This is a genomic window from Streptomyces sp. NPDC007896, assembly GCF_042959425.1.
GTDB lineage: Bacteria > Actinomycetota > Actinomycetes > Streptomycetales > Streptomycetaceae > Streptomyces.
Genome location: NZ_JBIBKX010000001.1, coordinates 184064 through 196446 on the forward strand (window position 1 = coordinate 184064; position 12383 = coordinate 196446).

Here is a 12383-nt window from a genome sequence, read left to right on the forward strand (position 1 = left end):
GTCAGTTGAGATCCTCGGGCCCGCCGGGAGAGGCGGGCCACCAGCTGTTTTCCGGGCGGCGGGTCTTAGCCGACCGCGCCTTCCATCTGCAGCTCGATCAGCCGGTTGAGTTCAAGCGCGTACTCCATGGGCAGCTCCTTGGCGATCGGCTCGACGAAGCCGCGCACGATCATCGCCATCGCCTCGAACTCCGTCAGACCGCGGCTCATCAGGTAGAAGAGCTGGTCCTCGGAGACCTTGGAGACGGTCGCCTCGTGGCCCATGGACACGTCGTCCTCACGGACGTCGACGTACGGGTAGGTGTCGGAGCGGGAGATGGTGTCGACGAGCAGCGCGTCGCACAGCACGTTCGACTTCGAGCCGTGGGCGCCCTCGCCGATCTCGACCAGACCGCGGTAGGACGTACGACCGCCACCGCGCGCCACGGACTTCGACACGATGTTCGACGACGTGTTCGGCGCCATGTGGACCATCTTGGAGCCGGCGTCCTGGTGCTGGCCCTCGCCCGCGAAGGCGATGGAGAGGGTCTCGCCCTTGGCGTGCTCGCCCATCAGGTAGACGGCCGGGTACTTCATGGTGACCTTGGAGCCGATGTTGCCGTCGATCCACTCCATGGTCGCGCCCTCGTACGCCACGGCGCGCTTGGTGACCAGGTTGTAGACGTTGTTCGACCAGTTCTGGATGGTCGTGTAGCGGCAGCGGGCGCCCTTCTTCACGATGATCTCGACCACCGCGGAGTGCAGGGAGTCCGACTTGTAGATCGGCGCCGTACAACCCTCGACGTAGTGGACGTAGGCGTCCTCGTCGACGATGATCAGCGTCCGCTCGAACTGGCCCATGTTCTCCGTGTTGATACGGAAGTAGGCCTGGAGCGGGATCTCGACGTGCACGCCCTTCGGCACGTAGATGAAGGAGCCACCGGACCACACGGCGGTGTTCAGCGACGCGAACTTGTTGTCGCCGACCGGGATGACGGTGCCGAAGTACTCCTTGAAGAGCTCCGGGTGCTCCTTGAGGGCGGTGTCGGTGTCGAGGAAGATGACGCCCTGCTCCTCCAGGTCCTCGCGGATCTGGTGGTAGACGACCTCGGACTCGTACTGGGCCGCGACACCGGCGACGAGGCGCTGCTTCTCCGCCTCGGGGATGCCGAGCTTGTCGTACGTGTTCTTGATGTCCTCGGGCAGGTCCTCCCAGGACTCCGCCTGCTTCTCCGTGGAGCGCACGAAGTACTTGATGTTGTCGAAGTCGATCCCGGACAGGTCCGAGCCCCAGTTGGGCATGGGCTTCTTCTCGAAGAGGCGCAGGCCCTTGAGGCGGAGCTTGGTCATCCACTCCGGCTCGCTCTTCTTCGCGGAGATGTCGCGGACGACGTCCTCGTTGATACCGCGCTTGGCAGAGGCACCGGCCACGTCGGAGTCGGCCCAGCCGTATTCGTACGTACCCAGACCCTCGAGCTCAGGGTGGGCAGTCTCCTCGATGGGGAGCGTCATGCGGGGTTCCTCCCGGCGGTACTTGCAGATGCGTTATGGGTGGATTCGGAAATCTTGGAAATCTTGGGGATGAACGTGGTGCACACACCGTCGCCGTGGGCGATGGTGGCCAGCCGCTGAACATGGGTGCCGAGCAGCTGGGAGAAGATCTCGGTCTCCGCCTCGCACAGCTGCGGGAACTGCTCGGCGACATGAGCGACCGGGCAGTGGTGCTGGCAGAGCTGCTCGCCGACCGGTGCGCTACGCGCTGCAGCAGCGTACCCGTCCACACTCAGGGCCTTGGCCAACGCTTCGGTGCGCTGCTCCGGCGCGACGGCCTCGACGGCCTTGCGGTACGCCTCGGCCTGGGCGGCCATCCGGGCGCGGGCGAAGGCGACGACCGCCTCGTCCCCGCCCTCGCGCGCCGCGATCCAGCGCATCGCGTCCGCGGCGAGCTTGTCGTAGGACTGGTCGAAGGCGTCCCGGCCGCAGTCGGTCAGGGCGAACACCTTGGCGGGGCGGCCGCGCGTACGCGCTCCGTAGACCCGCTGCTCCCGTGCTTCCACCACGTCGTCGGCTACCAGCGCGTCGAGATGACGGCGCACGGCGGCCTGGGTCAGGCCCAGCCGACCCGCGAGGTCGGCCACGGTCGACGGGCCGTGGTCCAGGATGGACCGCGCGACACGGTTGCGCGTGGAACGCTCACCGGTCGCGAGTTCCTCCTGAGGGGCCCCCATGGGGGTCTCCCGAGCCTCGCCAACGTTTTTCACAACGCCATTGTTGCGTAATTCCTCAGGGCCTGACAAGCCGCGACCCCGGAGGCGGGCGGTGCGCTGCATCACTTAGGTATACCTAAGGTGACCTGCGGAAACGATCTTTGATCGATCAATTCACTGGCTTCGGGACCGGCTCTCCGCAAGACTCCAGAACCATGCCGACACCCCCTCCGACCGGCCCACTCGTCACACGGGACACCCTCGCCGCACAGCTTCTGGAGCTGGGCGTCCAGCCCGGAGAAACGCTCCTCGCGCACTCCTCCCTGAACTCCCTCGGCTGGGTCAACGGCGGCGCCGTCGCCGTCGTCCAGGGACTGCTCGACGCCCTCGGTCCCGACGGCACCCTGGTGGTCCCCACCCAGTCCGGGGACCTCTCCGACCCGGCGCTGTGGAGCAATCCGCCCGTACCCGAGGAGTGGTGGTCGCCCATTCGGGCGACGATGCCCGCGTACGACCCCCTCGTGACACCCAGCCGCGGGGTCGGCGTGATCCCCGAGACCGTCCGCACCTGGCCCGGCGCCCTGCGCAGCGCCCATCCGCAGACCTCCTTCGCGGCCCTCGGCCCCCGCGCGGCGGAGATCGTCGAGTGGCACGCCCCCGACTGCCGGCTCGGTGAGCGCAGCCCACTGGCCCGCCTGGAGGCCCTCGGTGCCCGGGTGCTCCTGCTCGGCGCGGGCTACGACACATGCACCAGCTTCCACCTGGCCGAATACCGCATACCGTCCCCGCTCGTCGAGGTGGGACGCCCGGTGCGCACCCCGCAGGGGGCGACCCGCTGGGAGGTCGTCACCGAGGTCTCCGTCGACTCCGACCGCTTCGACGAACTGGGTTCCGACTTCGAACGGGACCGCCCCGTCGTACGGGGCCGGGTGGGCGCGGCCGACGTACGCCTGTTCCCGGTGGCCGACGCGGTGGCGTACGCGGAGCGCTGGCTGGCGCTGCACCGCCCCCGCGAGGAATGGGTCAGGCCCGGGGCCGCCTCCTGAACCCCGCCCGACCGATCACCCGACCGGCTCCCTAGACTTGCGCCTCATGCGAAGCGAGCCCGTGGTCCAGGTCCAGGCCCTGGTGAAGCGGTACGGCAACAAGACCGCGGTGGACGGCCTCGACCTGGTGGCCGAGGCGGGCATCACCGCCGTACTGGGCCCCAACGGGGCGGGCAAGACGACCACGGTCGAGACCTGCGAGGGGTACCGGAAGCCGGATTCCGGCACGGTACGCGTCCTGGGCCTCGACCCGGTGAGACAGTCCGGGCAACTGCACTCCCGCATCGGCGTGATGCTCCAGTCCGGCGGGGTCTACTCCGGTGCCCGCGCCGACGAGATGCTCCGCCATGTGGCGAAGCTCCACGCCCACCCCCTGGACGTGGACGCGCTCATCGAGCGGCTCGGCCTCGACAGCTGCGGCCGCACGACCTACCGGCGGCTCTCGGGCGGCCAGCAGCAGCGCCTCGCGCTCGCGATGGCCGTGGTCGGCCGCCCCGAACTGGTCTTCCTCGACGAGCCGACCGCGGGCCTCGACCCGCAGGCCCGCCGCGCCACCTGGGACCTCGTCCGCGATCTGCGCGCCGACGGCGTCTCGGTCATCCTCACCACGCACTACATGGACGAGGCCGAGCAGCTCGCCGACGACGTCGCGATCATCGACGCGGGCAGGGTCATCGCGCAGGGCTCCCCCGAGGAGCTGTGCCGCGGCGGCGCCGAGAACACCCTGCGGTTCACCGGCCGTCCGGGGCTCGACGTCGGCTCCCTGCTGAAGGCCCTGCCGGCCGACTGCACGGCCGCGGAGCTGACGCCCGGCTCGTACCGGGTGGGCGGCAAGATCGATCCCCAGCTGCTGGCGACGGTCACCTCCTGGTGCGCGCAGCACGGCGTGATGCCGGAGAAGATCTCGGTCGAACGCCACACCCTGGAAGACGTGTTTTTGGAACTGACCGGCAAGGAGCTGCGTTCGTGACCACCGCCGGTACCTACACCCCGAAGCCGGGGGCGGCCCCGCTGCCCCGGATGATCGGCGCGCAGGCCGCGCTCGAGACGAAGATGCTGCTCCGCAACGGAGAGCAACTCCTCCTCACGGTGATCATCCCGACACTCCTGCTGGTTCTTTTCAGCTCGGTCGACATCATCGACACCGGCAAGGGCAAGTCGGTCGACTTCCTGGCCCCCGGCATCCTGGCGCTCGCCGTGATGTCGACGGCCTTCACCGGGCAGGCCATCGCCACCGGCTTCGAACGGCGCTACGGGGTCCTGAAGCGTCTCGCCGCCTCCCCGCTGCCCCGCTGGGGCCTGATGACCGCGAAGACGGCGTCCGTGCTGGTCACGGAGGTCCTCCAGGTCGTCCTGCTGACGGTGATCGCCTTCTCGCTGGGCTGGTCGCCGCACGGCAACCCGCTGGCCGTCCTGCTCCTGCTGATCCTGGGCACGGCCGCCTTCTCGGGCCTGGGCCTGCTGATGGCCGGCACACTCAAGGCGGAGGCGACGCTCGCCGCCGCGAACCTGGTCTTCCTGCTGCTCCTCGTGGGCGGCGGCGTGATCGTCCCGATGGACAAGTTCCCGGCGGGCGCCCAGGACGTGCTCGGCCTGCTGCCCATCTCGGCGCTCTCGGACGGGCTGCGGGACGTACTCCAGCACGGGGCGGGCATGCCGTGGGGCGACCTCGGGATCCTGGCCGTGTGGGCGGTCGTGGGCCTGGGAGTGGCGGGCAGGTTCTTCCGCTGGGAGTGACTCCCGGGCTGAGGTGGCGATTTGCGTAGGTGCGGGGGCCTCGTGAAGACGTGCACAAGCGGCCGCCTACGATGGGGCCCGTGCCAAACGTGACCCGAGCCGACGCCGTAGCCTTCGCGCGCAACCCGCTCGCCCTCATCGCCGAACGCTGGACCCCGACCTCCCGGACGGTGCAACGAGCGGCCCTCGCCGCGCTCGTCATGTCGGTGGTCATCGTGGTCACCGGCGGCGCCGTACGGCTGACCGGTTCGGGCCTCGGCTGCCCGACCTGGCCCAAGTGCACCGACGACTCGCTCACCACGACGAGCGCGATGGGCTACCACGGAGTCATCGAGTTCACCAACCGCATGCTGACCTACGTGCTGTGCGCCGCGGTCGGCTGGGCGATCATCGCCGCACGCTCCGAGAAGCCGTGGCGGCGCGACCTCACCCGGCTCGGCTGGGCACAGTTCTGGATCGTCATGAGCAACGCGATCCTCGGCGGCATCGTGGTCCTGGTCGGCCTCAACCCCTACACGGTCGCCGCGCACTTCCTGCTCTCCACGGCGCTCATCACGGTGGCCACGGTGATGTGGCAGCGCACGCGCGAGGGCTCCGCCGAGCCGCGCCCGCTGGTCGGCAAGGCGGTGCAGCAGCTCGTGTGGTGCCTGGTCGCCGCCGCCGTCCTGCTGATCGCGGTGGGCACGGTGGTCACCGGCGCGGGTCCGCACGCGGGCGACTCCAGCGAGGTCGAACGCATGGCCGTCAACTGGGAGACCGTCACCAAGCTGCACGCCGTGCTGGCCTGGATCGTGGTCACGCTGACCTTCGCCCTGTGGTTCGTCCTCAAGGCCGTCGACGCCCCCAAGGGCCCGCTCGACCGCACCCGCGACCTGTTCCTGATCCTGCTCGGCCAGGGCGTCATCGGCTACGTCCAGTACCTCACGGACCTCCCCGAGGCCCTGGTCGGCCTCCACATGTTCGGCGCCTGCCTGGTCTGGATCGGCGTCCTGCGGGTCCTGCTGTCGCTGCGCGAACGCCCTGGGATCGCGGCGGAACTGCCGGGGCCGGCCGCGGAATCGGCGCTCACGCGCGCGTAGGCCGGTTGCAGGGAATCCGGCACCGGCTCACTCCACCCCGTACACCCGCCGCGCGTTCCCCGCCGCGATCAGTCCCGCCACCCGCTGCGCGTCCACCAGCGACCAGGCGCCCTCGGCGACCCAGGCACCCAGCACCCGGGCGAGCGCCTCGCGGAACAGGCGCGCGCCGACGACGTGCAGTTCGGGCAGGCCGTGTGCCCCGCTGGAGAACAGGAGCTTGCCGAAGGGGGCCAGCTCCAGGATCTCGGAGAGGACGGCCGCCGCCCGCGCTCCCGTACGCACCAGAGCCGCACCCAGGTCCGCATAGACGTGCGGGAAGACCCCGGCGAGGTGCGCCGCGTGGCGGTGGTACGGGTAGCCGTGCAGGAGGACGAGATCCGTGCCGAGCCCCGCCGTGGCACGGGCGAAGTCGGTGAGCAGGACGGGGTCGGTGCGGTCGATGCGCAGACCGGGTTCGCCCAGGCCCGCGTGGAGCTGGAGGGGCAGACCCGAGGCGACCGCGATCCACAGTAAGTGCCGCAGCAGGACCGGGTCGCTCAGCGCACCGCCCACCCGGCGGCCCGCCAGCCAGCGGCCCGCGGCGCCCCGCACCTCTCCCGGTCCCGGCGGCTCGGGCGCGAGCGCCAGACCGTGCCGTCCCCCCGCGACCGACGTGAAGGCGACGGCGTTCGCGGCGGCTCCGTGGACGGACTCGGCGAGATTGGCGAGGAAGGACTCGACGGTGCCCGAGGTGTCCGCGACCTGTTCCGCCAACAGCTCCAGGCGGACGATCTCATGGGCGTGGGCCGCGCCGGTCGAGGCCATCTCGCCCGGTCCCGTCAGGTCCCCGGGCAGCCCCGTGTCGACGAGGTACGTCGTGATGCCGCTGCCGCGCAGGAGTCTGCGCCCCGACTCCAGGACGCCGAGTTCGCGACGCCTGGCCAGATAGCGGGCGGGCGGACAGTGCGGTTCCAGGCCGAGCAGGGGCGGGCACCAACGGCGTACCGCGAAGCCGGTCTGGGTGTCGAAGAAGGTGGTGCCGGGGGCCGGGGGGCCCTCGGTTCTGGCGAGGTGGGCCTCGAAGGTGCCGAGGCCCAGCTCCGTCCTCAGTACGCCGTGGCAGTACTGGTCCACCAGGGATGGCGTTTCGATCATCCGGACTCCCCGCGACTGGACCGTTGCGTTCTTCAGGTCCTAACGGGTGAGGCGGGCGTCAGGTGTTGGTGAAGCGCAAGCCGTACAACAGCTGACGGATATCGGCCGCCGGATATCAGATGACGGATATCAACTATCAGGTGACAGATAACAGATACTGTCAGCCGTTACTCGGCGCCCCAAGCTGGATCCCCGCCATCCTCTTCCACTCGTACGGCCCCGTCTTGACCTTCGCCGCGAACTCACCGTCGAACGCCTCGTGAACAGTGATCCCGGCCTTCTTCACGGCCTCTTCGGCAATCGTGTAGGTCGGCGCCACCACGTCCCCCCAGGCACCGTCCGCACCGACGAGGACGATCCGGGCGCCGCGCTGTCCGATGTACTCGACATGCCCCTCGGTCCCGCCGTGCTCCTTGGCGAAGGCGTTGATCCGCTGGGCGAGCTTGGCCGCCTTGCGCTCGGCCTTGACGTCCTGGGCGGCGCCGGTGGTCTCGTCAACCTGCTGCGTGTCTGCCATGGCCAGGATGCTACCGACGGGTAGATCAAACGGCGACGGGCGGGGTACGTGGCTTAGCCCACGTACCCCGCCCGTGAAGAATCCGCCGGACAGGCTCTAGCGCAGGAAGGGGTCCACCGCGACCGCCACGAACAGGAGCGACACATAGGTGATGGACCAGTGGAACAGCCGCATCTCCTTGAGCTTCCCGCCGGTCACCTCGGCCTTGGCGCGGTTCTGCAGACCGTGCGCCTCCCACAGCCAGAACCCGCCCGCGCCGAGCGCGACCAGGGTGTAGAACCAGCCCGTGTAGCCGAGCGGGGTGAGCAGCAGCGAGACCGCGACCATCACCCAGCTGTAGATGACGATCTGGCGGGCGACCACCTTGTTCGAGGCGACGACCGGGAGCATCGGCACGCCCACGCGCGCGTAGTCGTCCTTCACCTTCATGGACAGCGGCCAGTAGTGCGGCGGCGTCCAGAAGAACATGACGAGGAAGAGGATGACCGGCGCCCACGACATGGAGTTGGTGACGGACGACCAGCCGATGAGCACCGGGAGGCAGCCGGCGATGCCGCCCCAGACGATGTTCTGGGAGGTGCGCCGCTTGAGGATCATCGTGTAAACGACGACGTAGAAAAGGAGCGCTCCGAGTGACAGCCAGGCGGACAGCCAGTTGACGGTCAGCCCGAACAGCAGGGTCGAGACGACCGCCAGCGTGATCCCGAAGGCCAGGCACTCGCGTGGGCTGACCATGCCGGTGACCAGCGGGCGCTGCGAGGTGCGCTCCATCAGAGCGTCGATGTCGCGGTCGATGTACATGTTCAGCGCGTTGGCGCCGCCCGCCGACAGAAAACCGCCGAGACAGGTGAGCAGGACCAGCTTGAGGTCGGGTACACCCTGCTGCGCCAGGAACATCACCGGAACGGTGGTGATCAGCAACAGTTCGATGATTCGCGGCTTGGTCAGCGCCACGAACGCCTTGACACGGGCCCCGAACGGCCGGTGGCTTGGGCTGCTGCTCGTCCCGAGCACCCCCGCTGGACGGGATTCGACGGCCGTCACGCACACCCCTGACAGAGACATCCCAGCAAGCCCCCGGGTGTGAACTCCCCGTAAAGGCTCGCGCGTACCACGCCACTGTAGACGTTGCCTATACCTCGGCCTTCGCGGGGGTGGGGTCGTGTTGGGAGCGGCCGCACCAGCGAGGGAAGAGGGCCTGCACAACGGGCGTGACGGAGCTCGATTGAGCACTCTTACGAGCGGCTCCGTATTCAGTTGCCGAACACGGAACGGACCAGTCGGGAGGCGGATCCCGGAGAGTCCCGGCAGTCTGGAATGACTCGAAAAAACGCACGTACCTACGGGGGTAGGCTCGACAACGGCCGGTGGGCGCCCAGTGCACCGGCATTCGACATGCGTGACATGTGGAGAGGAGCCCTGACCCAGGGTGAGCACCAAGCCGACCACCACAGACCTCGAGTGGACCGAGTTGGACCAGCGGGCCGTCGACACCGCCCGCGTCCTGGCCGCCGATGCCGTACAGAAGGTCGGAAACGGCCATCCCGGTACGGCCATGAGTCTGGCGCCTGCCGCGTACACCCTCTTTCAGAAGGTGATGCGGCACGACCCGGCGGATCCCGACTGGACCGGACGTGACCGCTTCGTGCTGTCCGCGGGCCACTCGTCCCTGACCCTCTACACCCAGCTCTACCTGGCCGGGTTCGGCCTGGAGCTGGACGATCTCGAGTCCTTCCGGACGTGGGGCTCCCGCACCCCGGGCCACCCCGAGTACGGACACACTCCGGGCGTGGAGACGACGACCGGCCCGCTCGGGCAGGGTGTCGCGAACGCGGTGGGCATGGCGATGGCCGCCCGCTACGAGCGCGGTCTGTTCGACCCGGACACGGCGCAGGGCGAGTCCCCCTTCGACCACTTCATCTACGCGATCGCCGGTGACGGCTGCCTCCAGGAGGGCATCTCGCACGAGGCGTCCTCCCTGGCCGGTCACCAGAAGCTCGGCAACCTGGTCCTGCTGTGGGACGACAACCACATCTCGATCGAGGGCGACACCGAGACGGCGGTCTCCGAGGACACCGTCAAGCGGTACGAGGCGTACGGCTGGCACGTGCAGCGCGTCGCTCCGAAGCCGGACGGCGACATCGATCCGCACGCCATCTACAACGCCATCGAGGCCGCGAAGAAGGTGACGGACAAGCCGTCGTTCATCGCGATGCGCTCGATCATCGCCTGGCCCGCTCCGCACGCGCAGAACACCGAGGCCGCGCACGGCTCGGCGCTCGGCGAGGACGAGGTCGCGGCCACCAAGCGCGTCCTCGGCTTCGACCCGGAGAAGTCCTTCGAGGTCGCGGACGAGGTCCTCGCGCACACCCGCCAGGCTCTCGACCGCGGTCGTGAGGCGAAGGCCGAGTGGGAGAAGGGCTTCCAGGAGTGGCGCACCGCTCAGCCCGAGCGTGCCGCCGAGTTCGACCGGATCGCCGCGTGCGAGCTGCCGGCCGGCTGGGAGGAGAAGCTCCCGGCGTTCGAGGCGGGCAAGGGTGTCGCCACCCGTGCCGCGTCCGGCAAGGTGCTGCAGGCTCTCGGTGCGGTCATCCCCGAGCTGTGGGGCGGCTCCGCCGACCTCGCGGGCTCGAACAACACGACGATCGACCCGAACTCCTCGTTCCTGCCGGCCGACAACCCGCTGCCGGAGGCCGACCCGTACGGCCGCACGATCCACTTCGGCATCCGCGAGCACTCCATGGCCGCGGAGATGAACGGGATCACGCTGCACGGCAACACCCGTGTCTACGGCGGCACCTTCCTGGTGTTCTCCGACTACATGCGCAACGCCGTGCGTCTGTCCGCGCTGATGCACCTGCCGGTGACGTACGTGTGGACGCACGACTCCATCGGTCTCGGTGAGGACGGCCCGACCCACCAGCCGGTCGAGCACCTGGCCTCGCTGCGTGCCATCCCCGGCCTCAACGTCGTGCGTCCCGCGGACGCCAACGAGACCGCGATCGCCTGGCGCGAGATCCTGGGGCGCTACACGAAGGTCTTCGGCAAGGGCGCTCCGCACGGCCTCGCGCTGACCCGTCAGGGCGTGCCGACGTACGAGGCCGACGAGAACACGGTCAAGGGCGGATACATCCGCTTCGAGGCCGAAGGGCCCGGCGGGCAGAGCGCGGAGCCGGAGGTCATCCTCATCGCCACCGGTTCCGAGGTGCACGTGGCGGTGGAGGCGCGCGAGCAGCTCCAGGCCGCGGGCGTCCCGACGCGGGTCGTGTCCATGCCGTGCGTGGAGTGGTTCGAGGAGCAGGACCAGGGGTACCGGGACAGCGTCCTGCCGCCGTCGGTGAAGGCGCGCGTCTCGATCGAGGCCGGTATCGGTCTGACCTGGCACCGGTTCGTCGGGGACGCGGGACGCATTGTTTCGCTGGAGCACTTCGGTGCTTCGGCCGACGGCAAGGTCCTCTTCCGTGAATTCGGCTTCACTGCCGAGAACGTCGCCAATGCCGCCCGGGAATCGATCGCCGCAGCCCAGCGCTGACGCTGATATACGACACGTAGGAGATGCAATTTCCATGACAGACGCACTCAAGCGCCTCTCCGAGGAAGGCGTCGCGATCTGGCTGGACGACCTGTCGCGCAAGCGGATCACGTCCGGCAATCTCGCCGAACTGATCGACCAGCAGCACGTCGTGGGCGTCACCACCAACCCGTCGATCTTCCAGAAGGCGATCAGCAGCGGCGACGGCTACGAGCAGCAGCTCGCCGACCTCGCCGCCCGCAAGGTCACCGTCGACGAGGCCATCCGCATGATCACGACGGCGGACGTCCGTGACGCCGCCGACATCCTGCGTCCGGTCTTCGACGCGACGCAGGGCCAGGACGGCCGGGTCTCCATCGAGGTCGACCCGCGCCTGGCCCACAACACCGCGGCGACCATCGCCGAGGCCAAGCAGCTGGCCTGGCTGGTGGACCGCCCGAACACGCTCATCAAGATCCCGGCGACCAAGGCGGGTCTGCCCGCGATCACCGAGGTCATCGGCAGGGGCATCAGCGTCAACGTCACGCTGATCTTCTCGCTGGAGCGCTACCGCGAGGTCATGGACGCCTACCTGGCGGGTCTGGAGAAGGCGAAGGCCGCGGGCCTGGACCTCTCCAAGATCCACTCGGTGGCGTCCTTCTTCGTGTCCCGCGTGGACACCGAGATCGACAAGCGGCTCGACGCCCTGGGCACCCCCGAGTCCAAGGCCGCCCGCGGCAAGGCGGCTCTCGCCAACGCCCGGCTCGCCTACGAGGCGTACGAGGAGGTCTTCTCCTCCGACCGCTGGGCCGCCCTCGACAAGGCGCAGGCCAACAAGCAGCGCCCGCTGTGGGCGTCGACCGGCGTCAAGGACCCGGCGTACAAGGACACCCTGTACGTCGACGATCTGGTGGCGCCGAACACGGTGAACACCATGCCGGAGGCCACCCTGCAGGCCACCGAGGACCACGGCGTCATCACCGGCAACACCATCGCCGGTACGTACGAGCAGTCCCGCGCCGAACTCGACGCGGTCGAGAAGCTCGGGATCTCGTACGACGACGTGGTCCAGCTCCTGGAGGACGAGGGCGTCGAGAAGTTCGCGGCGTCCTGGAACGACCTGCTCAAGTCCACAGAGGCGGAGCTCAAGCGCCTCGCCCCTTCGGAGGGCTGA

11 protein-coding genes are annotated in these 12383 nt (G+C 69.1%); 6 read left to right on the forward strand and 5 right to left on the reverse strand.

What is annotated here, in order from left to right; translation table 11 throughout:
- Positions 1-65 precede the first annotated feature (65 nt).
- Both sufB and ACFZDJ_RS00860 read right to left on the reverse strand, forming a co-directional pair.
- A complete protein-coding gene (gene sufB / locus ACFZDJ_RS00855; protein WP_054235898.1) occupies positions 66-1490 on the reverse strand; it encodes a Fe-S cluster assembly protein SufB in 1425 nt (474 codons plus the stop codon).
- Positions 1487-2239 carry an ArsR family transcriptional regulator gene (locus tag ACFZDJ_RS00860; RefSeq protein WP_390928378.1) on the reverse strand — a complete coding sequence of 251 codons (753 nt, stop codon included), beginning with the start codon at positions 2237-2239 and terminating at the stop codon, positions 1487-1489. The genes sufB and ACFZDJ_RS00860 overlap by 4 nt, the downstream gene beginning before the upstream one ends.
- A 161-nt stretch (positions 2240-2400) precedes the next feature.
- Here ACFZDJ_RS00860 and ACFZDJ_RS00865 point away from each other — a divergent pair, with 161 nt between their 5' ends.
- The 4 genes from ACFZDJ_RS00865 (at position 2401) to ACFZDJ_RS00880 (ending at position 6047) form a co-directional block, all read left to right on the forward strand.
- Positions 2401-3231, forward strand: coding sequence for an AAC(3) family N-acetyltransferase (locus ACFZDJ_RS00865; RefSeq protein ID WP_391055167.1), 831 nt, complete (start codon positions 2401-2403; stop codon positions 3229-3231).
- Between the two features lie 46 nt (positions 3232-3277).
- Positions 3278-4201 carry an ABC transporter ATP-binding protein gene (locus tag ACFZDJ_RS00870; RefSeq protein ID WP_384906031.1) on the forward strand — a complete coding sequence of 308 codons (924 nt, stop codon included), beginning with the start codon at positions 3278-3280 and terminating at the stop codon, positions 4199-4201.
- 50 nt (positions 4202-4251) lie between these two features.
- Positions 4252-4968, forward strand: a complete 717-nt coding sequence (locus tag ACFZDJ_RS00875) for an ABC transporter permease (RefSeq protein ID WP_248297683.1) — start codon at positions 4252-4254, stop codon at positions 4966-4968.
- A gap of 71 nt (positions 4969-5039) precedes the next feature.
- Positions 5040-6047 (forward strand): COX15/CtaA family protein, encoded by a 1008-nt coding sequence (locus tag ACFZDJ_RS00880; RefSeq protein WP_391055170.1) that lies wholly within the window; start codon positions 5040-5042, stop codon positions 6045-6047.
- Between the two features lie 27 nt (positions 6048-6074).
- On the opposite strand, the gene ACFZDJ_RS00885 is transcribed toward ACFZDJ_RS00880, so the two are convergent.
- The 3 genes from ACFZDJ_RS00885 to ACFZDJ_RS00895 form a co-directional block, all read right to left on the reverse strand.
- Positions 6075-7181, reverse strand: a complete 1107-nt coding sequence (locus ACFZDJ_RS00885; protein ID WP_168508055.1) for an amidohydrolase family protein — start codon at positions 7179-7181, stop codon at positions 6075-6077.
- A gap of 160 nt (positions 7182-7341) precedes the next feature.
- Positions 7342-7698 (reverse strand): hypothetical protein, encoded by a 357-nt coding sequence (locus ACFZDJ_RS00890; protein ID WP_384906028.1) that lies wholly within the window; start codon positions 7696-7698, stop codon positions 7342-7344.
- Between the two features lie 96 nt (positions 7699-7794).
- Complete coding sequence (locus ACFZDJ_RS00895) at positions 7795-8748, reverse strand: heme o synthase (protein ID WP_168500946.1); 954 nt, start codon at positions 8746-8748, stop codon at positions 7795-7797.
- 379 nt (positions 8749-9127) lie between these two features.
- Between ACFZDJ_RS00895 and tkt the strand changes: the two genes are divergently transcribed.
- Together tkt and tal are read left to right on the forward strand one after the other, a co-directional pair.
- Positions 9128-11230, forward strand: a complete 2103-nt coding sequence (tkt, locus tag ACFZDJ_RS00900) for a transketolase (RefSeq protein ID WP_391055173.1) — start codon at positions 9128-9130, stop codon at positions 11228-11230.
- A gap of 34 nt (positions 11231-11264) precedes the next feature.
- Positions 11265-12383 carry a transaldolase gene (gene tal, locus ACFZDJ_RS00905; protein WP_391055175.1) on the forward strand — a complete coding sequence of 373 codons (1119 nt, stop codon included), beginning with the start codon at positions 11265-11267 and terminating at the stop codon, positions 12381-12383.